Origin of the sequence: Flavobacterium sp. W21_SRS_FM6, from assembly GCF_052119645.1 — a bacterium.
GTDB lineage: Bacteria > Pseudomonadota > Gammaproteobacteria > Enterobacterales > Alteromonadaceae > Paraglaciecola.
In genome coordinates, this window is sequence record NZ_JBGQOM010000001.1 from 148,614 (window position 1) to 166,161 (window position 17,548).

Annotated in this window: 13 protein-coding genes; 9 read left to right on the forward strand and 4 right to left on the reverse strand. The window is 43.1% G+C overall.

The window, feature by feature from the left end; translation table 11 throughout:
* Positions 1–53: 53 nt before the first annotated feature.
* Complete coding sequence (locus ACEN2L_RS00620) at positions 54–596, reverse strand: hypothetical protein (protein ID WP_441741192.1); 543 nt, start codon at positions 594–596, stop codon at positions 54–56.
* 47 nt (positions 597–643) lie between these two features.
* Positions 644–5,086, reverse strand: a complete 4,443-nt coding sequence (locus tag ACEN2L_RS00625) for an ExeM/NucH family extracellular endonuclease (protein WP_441741195.1) — start codon at positions 5,084–5,086, stop codon at positions 644–646.
* Positions 5,087–5,571: 485 nt separating this feature from the next.
* Here ACEN2L_RS00625 and ACEN2L_RS00630 point away from each other — a divergent pair, with 485 nt between their 5' ends.
* Both ACEN2L_RS00630 and ACEN2L_RS00635 read left to right on the forward strand, forming a co-directional pair.
* Entirely contained in the window at positions 5,572–6,429 is an 858-nt protein-coding gene (locus ACEN2L_RS00630; RefSeq protein WP_372340938.1) for an SPFH domain-containing protein, read from the forward strand.
* 31 nt (positions 6,430–6,460) lie between these two features.
* Positions 6,461–6,655 carry an Arc family DNA-binding protein gene (locus tag ACEN2L_RS00635; protein WP_441741198.1) on the forward strand — a complete coding sequence of 65 codons (195 nt, stop codon included), beginning with the start codon at positions 6,461–6,463 and terminating at the stop codon, positions 6,653–6,655.
* Between the two features lie 79 nt (positions 6,656–6,734).
* On the opposite strand, the gene ACEN2L_RS00640 is transcribed toward ACEN2L_RS00635, so the two are convergent.
* Positions 6,735–7,487: a choice-of-anchor H family protein gene (locus ACEN2L_RS00640; protein WP_441741201.1), complete on the reverse strand. Its 753-nt coding sequence runs from the start codon at positions 7,485–7,487 to the stop codon at positions 6,735–6,737.
* A gap of 143 nt (positions 7,488–7,630) precedes the next feature.
* Complete coding sequence (gene djlA, locus ACEN2L_RS00645; RefSeq protein ID WP_441741204.1) at positions 7,631–8,485, reverse strand: co-chaperone DjlA; 855 nt, start codon at positions 8,483–8,485, stop codon at positions 7,631–7,633.
* A gap of 315 nt (positions 8,486–8,800) precedes the next feature.
* On the opposite strand from djlA, the gene ACEN2L_RS00650 reads away from it, so the two are divergent.
* The 7 genes from ACEN2L_RS00650 to ACEN2L_RS00680 all read left to right on the forward strand — a co-directional run bounded on the left by ACEN2L_RS00650 (position 8,801) and on the right by ACEN2L_RS00680 (position 17,548).
* Positions 8,801–11,008 (forward strand): LPS-assembly protein LptD, encoded by a 2,208-nt coding sequence (locus ACEN2L_RS00650; RefSeq protein ID WP_441741207.1) that lies wholly within the window; start codon positions 8,801–8,803, stop codon positions 11,006–11,008.
* Between the two features lie 75 nt (positions 11,009–11,083).
* Complete coding sequence (surA, locus tag ACEN2L_RS00655; protein WP_306023509.1) at positions 11,084–12,376, forward strand: peptidylprolyl isomerase SurA; 1,293 nt, start codon at positions 11,084–11,086, stop codon at positions 12,374–12,376.
* A complete protein-coding gene (pdxA, locus tag ACEN2L_RS00660; protein ID WP_441741211.1) occupies positions 12,377–13,360 on the forward strand; it encodes a 4-hydroxythreonine-4-phosphate dehydrogenase PdxA in 984 nt (327 codons plus the stop codon).
* Positions 13,353–14,171: a 16S rRNA (adenine(1518)-N(6)/adenine(1519)-N(6))-dimethyltransferase RsmA gene (rsmA, locus tag ACEN2L_RS00665; protein WP_306023511.1), complete on the forward strand. Its 819-nt coding sequence runs from the start codon at positions 13,353–13,355 to the stop codon at positions 14,169–14,171. The genes pdxA and rsmA overlap by 8 nt, the downstream gene beginning before the upstream one ends.
* A complete protein-coding gene (gene apaG / locus ACEN2L_RS00670; RefSeq protein ID WP_441741213.1) occupies positions 14,158–14,535 on the forward strand; it encodes a Co2+/Mg2+ efflux protein ApaG in 378 nt (125 codons plus the stop codon). The genes rsmA and apaG overlap by 14 nt, the downstream gene beginning before the upstream one ends.
* Before the next feature lie 4 nt (positions 14,536–14,539).
* On the forward strand, positions 14,540–15,352 hold the full coding sequence (locus tag ACEN2L_RS00675) for a symmetrical bis(5'-nucleosyl)-tetraphosphatase (protein ID WP_441741216.1): 813 nt from the start codon (positions 14,540–14,542) through the stop codon (positions 15,350–15,352).
* Between the two features lie 171 nt (positions 15,353–15,523).
* Entirely contained in the window at positions 15,524–17,548 is a 2,025-nt protein-coding gene (locus tag ACEN2L_RS00680) for a HAMP domain-containing methyl-accepting chemotaxis protein (RefSeq protein ID WP_441741218.1), read from the forward strand.

Genomic DNA, 17,548 nt, shown 5'->3' on the forward strand with positions numbered 1-17,548 from the left:
AAAAACAAAAAGGCGGTTGATTGACATCAACCGCCTTTTTTAATGACTTGGGATTAAGCTTTACGGCGAAATCCTGCAAAGGCCAAAAGAGAAACAGCAAATAAGCTAAGTGCTGATGGTGCAGAAACTGCAATAGATTGCGTACCACCAACAACATCTGCTTCAAAGCCATTTGGATAATTAACCGAAGCTACCAACTGGTTGGTTAAACTCAATGAGGTATAACTGTCTGAATTAGCAGTTAAGTCGAATTGAGCCAGCACATAGTCGCCTGCAGTGATAGGGAAAGACAACAAATCAAGCACTAAAGCAAGTGAAACACCAAACGAATTAGAAGCTACTGAGAAAGAATCCCAAGTCGGGTCAACATAAGCAGTTAATTCGCTGTAAAGGCTTGAACCTACAAATGTCAAAGCAGAAGTATCAAAGTCAACTTCGAAGGAAAGTGTATCGAATTCCTCCGAAAAACTACCCAAAACTGTGACTTGAATAGTATCACCAACAGTTACTGCTGTATCACTAACTTCTAATGTGATCATGTTTGCATTTGCTGTGAAACCTACAAAAAATGCTAACGCTACAATTAATTTTTTCATATTTAGTACCTACTTCTTAATAGTTGTATTTTAGTTAAAAATTTTAACTATGCCGCGCAACGAGTGCGCGTACAAAGGGTCATCATGACTCGAGCATCGAGAATATTCACTACACCGTCATTATTTAAGTCAAATGCCATATCAATAGTTTGACGAGCCTGAATAGCGCTAATCAAACCTCTTACGTCATTAATATCAACATCACCGTCACCATCCCAATCGCCTTTTACGGCCGCGGCTTTTAGTTCAATCGCGATCACAACAGGATCATGGTCCGACATACGGTAAGCATCAGGTGCATAAAAATCACTGATTTGTTGTTCTGATTTACTACCGAAGTTGTAATCAAGTACCGTGGGTTCGTCGGCATTGATGTGCCATTCTGTGGTATCAACTACTTTGTCTAGCAGGGCTTGGTTAGCCAAGGCATGATCCAAATAGCCATATTCACCACCAAAGGCATATGAATAAGCGTCTGCGCCTTTAAAAAAATTCGCTAAGTCGGTGTAACCCGCTTCTTTAATTTTAAGAATGGGATCTTCTTGAGCATAAGCATTTAAGTCGCCAATGATTAAGGTTGGTGAATCGGGATATTCTTGTGCCAAAAAGGCAGTTAACGCTTCGGCGGCACGAGTTCGTGTGAGGTTACAATTGCCTTGCCCGGTTGAAGTATCGTCATCACCTACGCCACAGGTAGAACCTTTGGATTTAAGGTGGTTAACACTTACTACAATTTCTTGAGCATTTTCAATCAAAGCAAACTTTTGATTGAATGACGGTCTGTTTTTAGTATCAACAAATAACGGCCCTTGCTCATCAGTGATAGAGTTGCTGCTGGTCAATACTTTATAGCCACCGACTGGCGAAACCTTACTGGGTTTATACAACATAGCCACTTTAATTTCATCGGTACCAATAGCACCACCACCATCAACAAATGTATAAACACCTGTACCGACAACGGCATTTAAGCGACTGGTTAACTCTGCGATGGCACTGGTTGAATCAAAACCATCGTTTTCAATTTCCATCAAACCAACAATATCAGCATCCATTGCTGCTAACGCTGCTACTGTTTTAGTAAGCTGGCGCTCAAATTCCGCTGCAGTGAGCGCACCACGAGAAGTGGGGAAACCAGCACCTTGGCCATCACCGTTAAACAAGTTCAATACGTTTAAACTGGCGACTTTTAGATTTCCCAAGGTAAGTTCTGGAGCCGCTGTTCTTGGATTATTTGCGACGAAAGTAGGCGCTTCAGTAGGAATAATCCGATAGAGATTAAAGCTGAAGTCCATTACGCCAGTCAAACTGCTCACTATGTCGCCACCACGTAAGGTGTTGTTGGCTGACAAATTACCTGTTGGATAAATAACTGGGTCAGGGTTTGAACCGTTCATCCCATCATCTAAGGTGATTTTATTCAGGGCATTTTGAGCTGCAAGCGCAATCGCTTCTTCACTGCCTGCCGGATAAATGTTGGTCGGTACAAACAAGCGACCATTAGACAAAGCCACTTCACCATAGCGACCTAGGCTGTAATTGTCGGTTACCGTTAGTTCAGAACTTGTACTTACCAACATGCCCTCTAACGATTCAGGAAACTCAGCATCAGCAAATGGCAAACTCAAGGATGTAGCAGTGACAGAATCAACACCACAATCTAAGGGAGCGGTAGTAACGTTTAATTGCGTTTTATCAAAATACTCTTCTACCTTACCAAGCACTCGAACCACCGTACCAGCTGTTGGTAATTCGCCAGAGTAATAGACAAAAATGCCCTCAGATGTCTGGATGTCGGCATCCATATCAGCGGTTTGCTCTTGAATAAAGAAACCACTTAGATTGGCAAATGAAGCACTCACTACCGCTTCAAGCACATGAGTTTCACCAACAAGAGGTGACATTGCGCCATTACCTTGTACTGCACTGATTAGCGTAGCGGGGTCAGCACATTGGCCTAAAACTACGTCACCGCCTGTCTCGCCACCGTTGTTGCCTGTGTCACCCGCTGCACCAAAACTTTGATTGGTATTAACCATACCGTAAGTGGAAGCCATTGCGTCTTGCCATGTAAAATCAGCGTATTCAAAGCCTGAACCAGCCAATTGCAGAGAATCACCGTCTAATGTACTACCGAATTCCGCTACACCAATGTCTTCGCTCATCATACCTGAGGCAGGACCATTGGTAGCAACGAAACTTCCTTCATAACTCAAGAATTGCAGAACTGTCGTACCATCAGCCGCCACTAACGCCACACCGTCAGTCACACCGTTTTGAAGCCCAGAAATAGGGAAGAACAGAGTACCAAAGCTATTTTGTTGGTTCGGGATAATACCTGATAAGGCGGTAATGCTGTAAGTTTGACCATTTGAGCCGTTATATGGCACTAAACTCATGCCAGTTAAATCCAAACCTGCTAAACCCGCTATTTCAACGCCTTCACCTGCATCTGCGCCAGCATCGTCATAATGAATTTCATTGATGAAGGGTAAAGGTGCAATAAAGGTTTGCCCTGTGTTAACCTCATCATAAGTGCTTGGCGCCGCATCTTGCCATGCAAAGTCAGAATACTTGAAACCTGAACCGGATAATTGCAGGGAGAAACCGTCTAGCGTAGAACCTGGTTCATTCACACCGATATCTTCGCTGGTCAGGCCATTTGCAGGGCCGTTAGTAGCCGCAAAAGAGCCCTCGTAACTCAGAAACTGTAGCACGGTGGTACCATCGGCAGCCACCAACGCCACACCGTCTGGCGCACCATTTTGTAAACCAGAAATAGCAAAAAATACCGTACCAAAACCGTTTTGTTGATTCGGGATAGTGCCTGACAGGTCTGTGATGCTATACGTTTGACCATTGTTGCCATTGTAAGGTACAAGTGACATTCCGCTTAAGTCAGTACCTGCAGGGCCTGCAATCTCGATACCTTCACTTGCATCCGCGCCTGCATCATCATAATGAATTTCATTGATGAAGACTAAGCTAGAAGTGCCGGTCGCTGGCGTTTCGCCGCCAGTATCACCACCACCTGTGTCACCACCGCCAGTATCTCCACCACCGGTATCACCGCCACCAGTGTCACCACCGTCAGTCGAATCACATGAGTCAGCTGGGTATAAGGTTGCTACCCAAGCAGGATTATCAATAAAGGGGTTACGGTTACCTTGCAATTCATAAATACGATCATTACGGCGTTGCTCTGAGGCATCAACTGGATCAGCACTGTTCCAGGCAATTAGGGTACACAACTTACCCAGATTAGGTTCGCCACTGCTGGTAACGCGATTAACTAATACCAAATCAGGTGTGTTGTCAGAGCCGGATCCTTCATAGCGGGTATCCAAATAAAACATCATACGCGCCACGTCGCCTTTGATGTCATCCCGGGGCTCAAAAGAATTACTGTCGATGCGGCTGCTTGGACTTTCGGCCAACGGAGAATCACTATTGTCAAAATCCAGATTGCTGCGTGAACTGTTAACACTGATGTCCGTCGCACGTAAATGATGAATGTCGTTGTAGGCCTCAAAACTTTGAGACGCAAAGCCATGACTGTTAGGCCATGAATGCTCACGGTTCCAGTTATCAGGGTTTGAACTGGCTGCACCGCTGCCATTGGTCGACTTGGCTTGTGAGCGAGCGGTATACCAAAGTATGACATTGTCAGTGTTTGCCGGATCTTCATCGGTGTAGGTTAAAGCTGTCCAAACTTCAGCATAACTTAAAGATTTAATCTCTGAACTGATGATTGAATTAAGTGCAGTTTTAATAGCGGAAGGACCAGAGTTGAGATCTATTTCGGTTTGAACCGATTCATAATAAGTGGTCGAATTAAAGGCAGCTAAATCTTTAAACTTTTCTAAATCTGGACAGTTAGTACAAACGCTTCCACTGATTACTGTGCCGCCAGTATCAGCGGAATCTCCCCCCCCAGTATTGCCACCTCCACCAAAACTCTGTCCAGCATTAATGGTCCCAAAAGAACTGACTGAGCCTTCAGTCCAAGTGAAATCTGATGCGTTACTTCCTGTACCAACTAATTGTATCGAAGTACCGAGTGCCGCAGCATTTTGAGCTACCCCTATATCAGTACTTGTCAAACCGTCAGCAGCGCCACCACTAGCCGTCATCGAGCCTTCATAACTTAAGAACTGAATCACATTATTTTCGGCATCAACTAAAGCCACACCATCAGGTGACCCATTTTGAATACCACCTGAAGGTCCACCGAAAGAAAGAGCACCAAAACCTTCCTGTTGATCAACTATCACTCCACTCAGAGTAATAGTGCCATACACAGAATTATTATTACCGTTATAAAGCACAAGACTCATACCCGACAAATCTGTTCCTGCGGTACCCACTATTTCAATGGCTTCACCTACATCAGTACCATTGTTGTCATAATGTATCTCATTTATAAATACAGTCGCTTGCGTGACGGGCACCATAAAAAGTGCCAGCAGCGCTGGGTATTTTAGTTTCATCGTTTCTCCTAACTGTTTTTAGCCAGTTTTCTGGTTATTTTTATTTATGGCCAGCGATTTTGTTTTAGTTCTATTACATCCAGATGAATGTCAGAAATAAATGTGCGGCTTTTTATCTTTATTATAAATCGGTGGATAATAAGCGAATTGACACGGAATAATGCCAGCCGATTTTGGCTGATAATTGCACAAGATTTGGGTGTTTTCTAGTTAAATAGACTAAATAGTCTACATTATTTTTTTTGGGCAAATTTAACTCTCTAAACCCTTACAAGCGAGCCCCAAGGCAGGGCAAGAAAGCATCATTTTAGCGCACAGAATACATAAAAAGCCATAATTTACATTTACTTATACCGTTTAGCTATCAATAGCACTTATTTTCTACCTCAAATAAGCGAGCTGCACATCCGCTATTTACACATTACGACTTCGGGTGTAACCTGCATATCAAATACATATCATAATAATATCAAATGGAGTTACACATGTTGACTGAGAAAAAAGGGTTTTCAATTAATGGGTATTTAGCTTTTTTTGTGGTGTTACCCATTTTACAAATTAGTTTTGGTGCCATGGCATTACTGCAAATACTTGTGCCACTCGCAATAGTTGGCAGCTTAATTGTTGCGGTGTGTTGGGGCGGATTTTTTATGGTGCAACCTAATCAAGCTAAAGTGATGACCTTGTTTGGCAGTTATGTAGGCACTGAAAAGCGCAACGGACTAAGGTGGACTATTCCATTTTATATGCGTAAAACGGTGTCACTGCGTGTTCGCAACTTTGAATCAGCCAAAATTAAAGTGAACGACAACCTAGGTAACCCCATCGAAATTGCCACTATTGTGGTGTGGTCAGTCACCGACTCAGCAGAAGCGATGTTTGAAGTCGATAATTACGAAAGTTATGTCATCATTCAAACCGAATCAGCCTTAAGAAACATGGCCAGTAGCTACGCCTATGATCCGCAAGACGACAACAGTCAAGACATTGCCCTTCGCAGTCATCCTCAGCGTATTTCTGAAATATTAAAGCAAGAAATTCAAGAGCGTTTAGGTAAAGCAGGATTAACCGTACATGAATCAAGGATCAGCCATCTAGCCTATGCGCAAGAAATCGCCAGTGCGATGTTACAAAGACAGCAAGCTACCGCCATCATTGCCGCTCGTAGCAAAATAGTTGAAGGAGCCGTAGGTATGGTTGAAATGGCACTCGATAGGCTCAAAGAGAAAAACATGGTTGAGCTCGATGAAGAGCGCAAAGCCATGATGGTCAGCAATCTGTTAGTTGTATTGTGTGGTGATAAAAATGTGCAGCCTATCGTGAATACCGGCTCGATATATTAATCGTCAGATAAACAAAAAAAGGAACTGTATTTTGTCCAAAAAAGCTTTCCCGCTTAGGATTAATGCTGATGTATTAGCGGCCATACAGCGATGGGCAGATGACGACTTGCGTAGTTTAAATGCGCAAATCGAATATGTACTGCGCGATGCCCTAGTCAAACAAGGGCGAGTAAAGTTGATACAAAAAGTAGTCACGGAAGTGGTTGAAAACGACACCAAAACATAAATTCTAATTAGGGCGAGTCGTGGGTTTTATGGAGTCTGGTGAGTTTTCACCAGCCCCCATAAACCGAGCATTAGCTTAACTATCGGGCCGTGATTTCGGGCTGTAAGCGGCGACGACGGAAAACAAAGATAGGCAATAAAAGTAAGATTAAATAAGCCATACTTCCCCCTTCCACCACCACTACCGATTCAACATACTCATAGTCTTTGCTTTCTAGACCAATTAAGTACAAGTCAGGGTCATCGTTACCGTCCAGAATGGCAACTAATTCATCTGTGTATGCATCATAGAGTTCTATTAATAGTTCGTAGTCACCGGTGGGAAAGCCCTGCAACAATTCGCTATCAACAAGTAAACTGTCTTCGCTGTTTTCACCAAAAATAGTAAAAACCGAGGTGGTGTGGTATTCCTTAAAAACCTCGCCTCTGGCTAAGTACAGGCGCGCATAGACATCCGCTTCGTTGTAAAACGTGTCGGCATCAAATTCTAATGAAAACCGATAAACGTAACCATCGTAATCTAGATCGTTACGCAGCGTAATCCGCGCGTCGTATATCCAAAAATCATTTTCATCATTATTTATGACGGGGCGAGACTGCAAACTAATTGCACCTTGCGTGTGTAAGGCCGAGGACTTGGTTTGTGCAGAATGCCCTGCTTTACTCATAGTTTGCACTAATGATTTACTGTTGCTACCAGAGTGTTTACTGAATATTGGACTGCTGATATTGTGCTGCGTTTCGCTAGATTGAGCTGACCATGTGTCATCTTGTGCCATGGCCTTGCATCCAATAAGTACACTTAGCAAGGTAATTAAACGTAGTATTTTCATCACTTTCTCCTTTTTAACATTGGAAAGAGTGTGACGGCTACAGTATGAACCAAAACTGAAGCCTTACTTAATTACATAAAAAAGTGCGATTTAAAAAATAAACGCCTTCTTAATTACCTGCGCAATCATTAAAAACAAATTCACTATTTAAAACCGCGCTTTTCTTTCAGTAACTCATAAGCAGCTTGAATATCCTGCGTTTTATTTTTAGCCAGCTCTAAGGCCTGTTTTGGTAGCCCTTTAGACACTAATTTATCAGGATGATTTTCACTCATTAACTTGCGGTAGGCTTTTTTAATTGATTTATCGTCATCTGAGGGACTCATGCCCAAAATTTTGTAGGCATCATCGATAGACTGCTGAGCGGAATAGCTGGTGTTTCGCCTTTGATTAGAAGAGTGACCGCCTTGGCCTTGATTTCGCCCTTGAGCACTTCGAAAGCGAAGTTCTGCTTCAAATACAGACAGTAAATACAGTAAGTCGTTCTCGCTAAATCCCATGTAGCCTGCGACTTTTTCTAATATTTGTTGTTCTGCTTTGTCTAAGGTGCCATCAACATAGGCCGCTTGAATTAAAATTTCTAAGTAGACCTGCAGCACATCACGGCGCCCATGACAAGACTCTTTAAACTCTAGTACCGTTTCCTTGAGGGGGAAATCATTGGCCTTACCTTCTCTGAAAGCTTCTTGCGCTTCACGCCGGGTTTCACCCTCCAAGCCCATTTGATTCATTAGTAAGGTGGCCATTTTTATTTCTGCATCGCTGACCTTTCCATCGGCTTTAGCAATGTGTCCCATCACAGAAAACAGAGTATGAAAAAAGATCGCTTGTTGCTTAATCTCATCCTGACTGGTAAAAAATCGGCTAAAACCGCCCATTTGATTAAAGTCTTGGCTATAACCTTTATCGAAAAAGTGCCCGACAATATACCCCAAAATTGCACCGGGGATACGAGCAAACATGAAACCAAAAAGCGTACCTAAAATTCTACCGATCATAGTGATGTGTCAGTGCCTTATAGCGAAATTAAAAGAAGTAAAACCACCTTGAGTCACCCAATCTCCAAAGACCAAGCGAGTAATTCAGACGACCTAGCCGTTAAATTGTCTAGCCGATTATCAGCAATGGGATCGTCTTGACTATTTTACAAGGGTAAGGTGCAGACAAATAGCCTTTAAAACCACATTATCGGCCCAGCAAAGCATAGAATTGTTGCTTTTTTTGCAAGTCTGCTGGTAAATCTTGTTGAAACCCTTAAAATCGCCCACTGTTATTATTGTGCTACGCAACTTGGGCTGTATTAAACCTTTTCTATGCAAACAAAGCTTTCTTCTTTTTGGTATTTTCTAGCACTGTTTAGTGTCAGCGGCGTAGCTCAGGAGCTTTGTTTTGCGCCAATAAAACCTATCAGCTTAGACACCGAACTTGAAACGGGTCAAATCCGGGTCACAGCGCAAAATGCACTGATCCAGCAAGATACCTTGGCTGAATTTAACGGCAATGTTGAAATAGACAGCCAAGATTCAAAGATCACTGCCAATTCGGCACGGGTCAATCGCAGCAATCAATCATTAAATGCCTCTGGTCAAGTCACCTATCAAGACAGATTCATTAAAGTTAGCAGTGAAAGTGTGGATTTAAACACCACAACTAACGAGCTACTAATTACCGATACCCATTACCAACTTACGGCGATGAATGGTCGGGGTGACGCTGATACCATCGCGTTAAGTCAAGACTCTGGCGTATCCTTACAAGAAGTCAGCTTCACCACCTGCCCTGAGGGGCATGAAGATTGGCGCATTCAGGCCAGTACTATCACCCTTAGCCCAGACCAAAATTGGGGTGAAATGAGTCACGCTCGTTTTTATATCCAAGATGTACCCGTGTTATATTTGCCCTATTTTGCGTTTCCGGTGACTGATGCCAGGCAGTCTGGTTTATTGTACCCGATGATTTCCAGTTCCACGTCTACCGGCGTGTCATACGAGCAACCCTATTATTGGAATATAGCCGAGAATATGGACGCTACGATTGCACCTCGGTTAATGTCGCAGCGAGGCTTACAGTTAAAAACTGAATTTCGCTATTTAAGCTCTCAACATAATGGTCAGGTGGATGTTGAATATTTAGCCAATGACAGGGCCACCGATACGCAAGATGCTCGCTATTTTTATCGTTTTGTGCATCAAGGTGCCTTATCAGAAAATTGGCAAGTTAACGCTGAATATAACGGTTTGAGTGATAGTAACTATATCGTTGACTTGGGTTCTGATTATTACAGCCGTGCTGATACCCATCTTTATCAAACCTTAGGCGTAAGCTATTACGATGAGCAACTGGATTTTAGTTTGCAGTTTAGAGATTTTGAAATCCTCGGAGAGCATGCAAATAGCTATCGAGCCCTTCCAGAGATGAAGCTGAACTATGAAAGCGAACTAGCCTTAGGTTTTGAATTTGGTTTAGCCTCTGAACTGGCTTACTTTGATAATAACTCAGCGCTTAGCCCGCAAGCCACTCGTTTACACATTGCTCCCACGCTACGTTACCCCTACCAAACTCAATGGGGCGAGTTTTTAGCTGAAACAACACTACTGCAAACTTACTATCGCCAAGATAACATTGACAATACTGAGTTAAGTAAAGATGTGTCTCGTACTTTAGGACAAGCACGCTTATTTGGAGCCTTAGCCTTTGAGCGCAGTGCGGGTTGGTTACAAGATGGAGCGATTCAAACCCTTGAGCCCAAAGTGCAATATTTATATACCAGTTTCGAGCGTCAAACTGATATTGGCTTGTATGATACAACTCGCCTGTTCAGCGATTTTGAAGGTTTGTTTCGAGGCCAAAAATTTACTGGTCTTGACCGAATCAGTGATAAAAATCAGCTAACGGTAGGCTTAACGACCCGTTTACTCGACAAAGACAATAACGAAAAATTTGCCCTTAGCTTTGGGCAGATATTTTATATCCAAGAGACTCAAGTTGCCGCAGCGCTTGAACAAAATGACCGTTCAGCATTGGCCGCAGAGCTTGATTGGCAAATTGGTAGTAAATGGTACGCCCATACCGAGGCGCAAATTTCTAGCGTTACTGATAAAGTAGAGCGCAGTAGCTTCTCGTTGGAGTACACGTCAGCGAAAGATCGTGTGGCTCAAATTAACCATCGCTATGTTAGAGAACTTTCGGGCGAAGAGATTAACCAAGTGGGCATTACAACGAGCTGGCCAATCAATCAACAATGGCATTGGGTAGGTAGATGGTACAGAGATGTAAAAAGCCATCGAACTGTTGAGACTTATGCTGGTCTACAATACGAATCTTGTTGTTGGGCTGTCAGATTGGTTGCGCAAAGACACTTAAGTAATCGCTATGATGATAGCGGTTTACAGAGCACAAACGAATTTGAATCAGGCATCACCTTGCAATTTATTTTGAAAGGTATGGGCGGTAAAACTGCCGGACGAGATATGTTAACCGATGGATTATTTGGCTATCGCCGCCCATACCTACTTAACTAGTGTACTTGGCCATACCACAATTTTTCTAAACTAAGCCGCCTTTGGCGTGTCATTAACTTAAAAGTAAAAGAAACCATGAAAGTAATAGTAGTCAGTTTTTTAGTAGGAATGCTTTTGTCAACCAGCGTTAAAGCCGCACCAGAAATGTTAGATAGCGTTTCGGTTATTGTTGACCAAGGGGTAGTGTTAGAAAGTCAAATTGAAGAACTTGTCGCCTCGGTTAAGCGTAATGCTATCGCCAACAATCAGACCTTACCTTCTGACAGAGCCCTACGAACTCAAGCCATAGAACGCCTTATTATCGACAGCTTGCAAATGCAAATGGCCGACCGTATGGGCATACAAATTAGCGATCCGCAATTAGATCAAACTATCACTAACATCGCTCAAGGTGACAACCTCACCCTTGCCCAACTACGAGATAAAATTGCAGAAGAAGGCGTGAGTTATGAGGTTTATCGTGAAGAAATTCGTAAGGAGTTAATTGTCGGTGAAGTGCGCCGTGCCAACGTTCGTCGTCGTATTTATATCACGCCGCAGGAAATTGAAAACTTAGTTAAGTTAATTGATGAGCAAGGTGGTAAAGAAGCCGAGTACCGCTTAGGTCATATTTTAATTGCCTTTCCCAGTGATCCAACAGATGAAGATATTGAAAAAGCCAAAGGTACCGCAGAAAAAGTCATCGAATTGCTAAATAGTGGTTCTGATTTTGCGAAAATAGCAACCGCGTCGTCATCAGGAGCCAACGCCCTAGAAGGTGGAGATATGGGCTGGATGAACATTAACTCAATGCCGACTCTGTTTGCTGAAGCGGTACAAAACAGGTCAAAGGATGAACTTATTGGTCCTATCCGCAGCGGCGCTGGTTTTCACATATTAAAAGTAGTAGACACGCGTGGTATCGAAAAGGTTGAAGTGACAGAATTAAACTCAAGACATATTCTGATTAAACCTTCTGTCATCTTAAGTGACGAAAAAGCGGTACAAATGCTTAAAGACTTTCGCGCTAAAATTTTATCAGGTGAGGCAGATTTTGCCACATTAGCGAAAGAACACTCAGCCGATCCGGGCTCTGCTTTAAAAGGTGGTGAATTAGGTTGGGCTGACCCTAATGTTTACGTGCCTGAGTTTAAAGACACCTTAAATAAATTAGACATTAATGAAATCAGCCAGCCGGTGCGTTCGGTTCACGGATGGCACCTAATGCAATTACTCGACAAACGTGTGGGTGACGCCACTGAAAAGTTGAAAGAAGACAAAGCATACCAACTATTATTTCAGCGTAAGTTTTCAGAAGAAACGGATGCTTGGTTACGTGAAATCCGTGCCAGTGCTTACATTGAAGTCTTAGCAAAAAAAGAAAGCTAAGTGCCTACCGTTAAACTTGCCATTACGCCCGGCGAGCCCGCCGGGGTTGGTCCCGATTTAATCATTCAGCTTGCGCAGCAACAATGGGCTGTGCAATTGATTGTATTTGCCGATGCCAATATGCTGCAACAGCGCGCTGCTTTACTCGGCTTACCCTTAGTGATTCACCACTACACTGAACAATCTACCGCTATTCAAACAGCAGGCAGTTTGTATTGTGTGCACATTCCTTGTGCAGTGCCAGTTACAGCAGGGCAACTTAATGCTCAAAACAGCCATTATGTGCTCGAAACGTTAAGCCAAGCCGGCATCAGAACGCTAAGTGGTGAGTTTGCGGCCATAGTCACTGGGCCTGTGCATAAAGGTATTATTAATCAAGCCGGCGTGCCTTTTAGCGGTCATACAGAATTTTTTGCTGAGCAATCTAAGACTGCAAAAGTGGTGATGATGCTTGCCACCGAAGGGCTCAGAGTGGTACTTGCCACCACCCACATCCCCTTAACCGATGTTGCTAAATCTATTACCAAAGAAGGCCTTTCAGAGGTTATTCGTATCGTTAATGCAGAGTTAAAACAGAAGTTTGCCATCGAGCGCCCGCACATCTTCGTATGTGGTTTAAACCCGCATGCGGGAGAAGACGGCCATATTGGCAAAGAAGAAATTAACGTGATTAATCCTACCTTGGCGCGGCTTCGCGAAGAAGGCATCCAGCTAAGTGGACCATTACCAGCAGACACTATATTTAATCCTAAATACTTGGCGCAAGCCGATGCTGTGCTGGCCATGTATCACGACCAAGGCTTACCTGTATTAAAATACAAAGGGTTTGGCGCATCAGTAAACATCACCTTAGGTTTGCCTTACATTCGAACCTCGGTTGATCATGGTACTGCAATTGATTTTGCAGGCTCGGGTAAAGCTGAAACAGGTAGTTTTGCTTTCGCCATTAACAGTGCAATTTCATTGGTAAATAACTATGAGTAAACAACATTTAGGTCATACGGCCCGTAAACGCTTTGGTCAAAACTTCTTGCATGACCTTTATGTTATTGATCAGATTGTCAGTGCTATCAACCCTAAAAACGGAGAGCATTTAGTAGAGATAGGACCCGGTTTGGGGGCGTTGACAGAGCCGGTATGTGAACAGATCGACGCTTTGACTGTAGTAGAGTTAGACCGCGACTTGGCCGCGAGATTACGTACACATCCGTTTATGGCCAGTAAACTGACCATCGTTGAAACTGACGCCTTAAAATTCGATTTTTCAACCTTATTGAATGATGATAAGCCATTAAGAATTTTTGGAAATTTACCCTACAACATTTCTACACCGTTGATGTTTCACTTATTTTCTTTTGCCACCAAAGTGCAAGACATGCACTTTATGTTGCAAAAAGAAGTGGTTAATCGTTTAGCAGCGGTACCCGGAAATAAAAATTATGGTCGTCTTTCGGTCATGGCCCAATACCATTGTCAGATCATGCCAGTACTGCATGTGCCACCCGAAGCGTTTAATCCCCCGCCAAAAGTGGATTCAGCCGTAGTGCGATTAATACCTCATAAGGTCAAACCGGTGACGGTATTAAGTGAAGACAGTCTGCATACTGTTTGCGCCCAAGCGTTTAATCAACGCAGAAAAACGATACGTAATAGTTTAAAAGACAGTTTAACCGAACAACAAATCATGGCCCTTGATATTAATCCAGATTTACGTGCAGAAAACCTCAGTTTGCAACAATTTGCCTTGTTAGCTGACGTTGCGTATCAAGCAGGAAACGCCCATGTTAGCGACTGAACATTCCATCCAAATTGAAGTACACACACAATATTTGCCCGGCCAAGCGCCGGAGCAAAGTCAGTTCGCATTCGCTTATCACATTAAAATCGAAAATCAGGGTCCCCAAGAAGTCCAACTGTTAAATCGATTTTGGTTAATTACTGATGGCAATGGAAAAAATACTGAAGTAAAAGGCCCTGGCGTCATTGGACAGCAGCCCACTATTGCACCAGGTGCACAATTTGAGTATAGCAGCGGCGCCATTTTGGATACACCAGTGGGCAGCATGCAAGGCTATTATGAAATGCGAGCTCAAGACGGGCTTGTGTTTAATGCGCCTATCGACGTATTTAGTTTACGTGTGCCTAACCTAGTTAATTAACCCTATGGCAGACTATGTTGTAGGTGACATTCAAGGCTGCTATCGGGGTTTAACCCGCCTATTAGAATATGTTAAGTTTGACCCCAGCCACGATACATTAATTGCAGTAGGTGATTTAATTGGCCGTGGCCCGCACGCCCTTGAAACACTGCAATACCTCTATTCATTACAAGACAGTTTCAGCACGGTATTAGGTAATCACGATCTTCACTTTTTAGCGGTATATAGCGGTATTCGCAAAAATAAAGCCAATGACAAGTATGACAAACTTCTTGCTAGTAGTGATGTAGACAAATACGCGCATTGGCTACGTCACCAACCGCTTGCCCTGACCTTAGATGAAAACACCTTAGTTTGTCATGCCGGATTGTATCCACAATGGTCAATAGCACAAGCACAGGCCCTGAGTGACGAGGTTAGCGCCAACCTTCAAACTGATAATTGGCAAAGTGTCTTGAAAAAGATGTATGGCGATGAGCCTAATCGTTGGGACGAAAACCTGAGTGGCAGCAAGCGCTGGCGCTTTATCATTAATGCTTTTACCCGCATGCGCTACATGCTTGATAGCCACACCTTAGAATTTAACTGTAAAGATTCTCCAGAAAAAACACCAACACGCTTCAGACCATGGTTTTCAGTGAAAAACACTAACCTAAAGCCCAACGATAAAGTACTATTTGGCCACTGGGCCACGCTTGCCGGTAACACCAACACGGACAAGTTTATTGCCTTAGATACTGGCTATATTTGGCAGCAACAGCTCACCCTATGGAAACGGCAAAATGGTGAAAAATATTCAGTGGCTTATCAAGATTAATGGCATTGAGCCGATAGTTTGACTATTGCGGTCACTTTCACTACACCGTATGTTGTGTTATTTTTTAAACTTTTTTGAAACAAAGAATTTACTGATACAATCGCCACAGGCATGCGTCAGTCTAAAGACAAGCGGACAAACGCTATTTAACGGTTAAATAAGGGCCCAAAAATGAAAATAACAGTAGCCACTAGAGTAGTAGGCGGATTCGCATTTATTACTGCTCTCCTATTTTTACTCGGTATCGTAGCGGTTAAAAGCTTGAATAGTATTGATGAAGCGACCGACCAAGTGAATACCTTGACTATTCCCACTGTGAGCGGCAGTAGTCAACTCAAAGTATCATTTTTGAATATGGGGCGTTTAGCCACTGAAGCGTTTTACGAAGTAGAGCTTAACGAACTTAAAACGAAAAAAGCTGCTTTCGAAACCAGCAGAAGTAATTTTGATAGCGAAATCCGTTCCCTAACCGCTATCGTGAGCAGAGAGCCCGAGCTTCGCCAATCTCTGGTAGAAGCCGAGGAAATCTACAACAACTACATCCTCAACGTTAATTCGATTTTTGATAGCAAACAAGCCAGCCTAGAGTTTGCCAATAAGGTGCAAGAAACGTTAGGAAATATTGAAGATAACTCTGACGATGCCTCTACCTATATTCTCGACTTCGCTGATCTCGATAGTGTGTCAAGTAATGCAAAACTCGCTAAAGCATCTGAAGTCAGTAATACCCTCGAAACCAGTCTTTTGTCACTGTTAACGGTGGGTGCCGAATACGTTAAAACCACAACTTTAGTTAGAGCAGACACCATTGGTAATGAAGTCAACTTAGTCGTAAGTCAAATAAAAGAAAAAGTTGCCGAAATCCAAGCTGCCGCAGGCAGTCAAGATTCCAGTGGCACCCTGAACGAAATCTACGGTTTGATGGATTCGGTTATTGACGAAGTTACGGCGTCAAACGGTTTATTACAAACTCAAGTGAAACGCTTAAACGCCAAAAATCAAGCAACAAAATCTTACCGTGCCTCAGAAGAGAATATCAGCGAAGCCATCACTAAATTGAATGAACTTCTTAAACTGACGGATATTAAAACCATTGAATCTAAAGAAGCGGTGGCTGATTCAGTCAGTAGTGGCTTTTGGTACACCATTATTATTGGTTTGTTCTCTGTAGCAGTGGCTGCGGTTATTGCTTGGGCTACCGTTGGCGCAATTATCAAACCCTTACACAAAGTTAACGAGATGCTTAAGATTGTGTCATCAGGCGATTTAACCCGCAAACTTGATGATTCCAAAGATGACGAGTTTGGCGAATTAGCTAAAAACTGCAATAACCTTATCAACAGTTTGAAAGCCTTAATCTCGGGCATTAGTTCACGTGCAGCACAACTAGCTGCCGCGTCTGAAGAAACGTCTATGGTTACGGCCCAAACCACAGCTTCTATCCAAGAGCAAAAGTCTCAAGTTGCCCAAGTCGCTACTGCTACTTCAGAAATGCACAGCACCTCTCAGGTTGTGCTTCAAAGTGCCGAACATACTTTGAATCAAATCCGTCATGCAGATAACGAAGCTGAGAAAGTGAAATTAATCTCAGAAGAGAACAAGAAAATTATCTTAGTCTTAGCTAAAGATGTAGAACAAGCCGCTAACGTAATCAACAAATTGCATCAAGATAGCGCCAGCATTGGTGGTATTTTAGATGTTATACGTGGCGTAGCAGACCAAACTAACTTACTGGCTCTTAACGCTGCCATCGAAGCTGCACGAGCCGGTGAACAGGGTCGCGGTTTTGCTGTGGTCGCTGATGAAGTTCGCACCCTGGCCAGTCGTACACAAAAATCCACTCAAGAAATCAATTCGATGATTGAAGTGCTACAAGCTGGTGCTGAAAAAGCAGTAGCGGTAATGAATCAAGGTAAAGAGCAAACCACCTTGTGCGTGCAGCAAACTGAAAAAGCCACAGAAGCATTACAGTTAATTACTGATGCCGTACACAAAGCTTACGACGTGAGCAGCCAGATAGAACAATCAGCAAAAGAGCAAAACGTGGTCTCTCTTGAAATCAGCGAAACCTTAGAAAATATTGTCGGAATTGCAGAGCAAACCACCATTGGCGCACACCAAACATCTGAATCAAGCCAAGAAGTAGCTCGTCTTGCGGAAGAGTTACAAAACTCTATTCAACAATTTAGAGTGTAA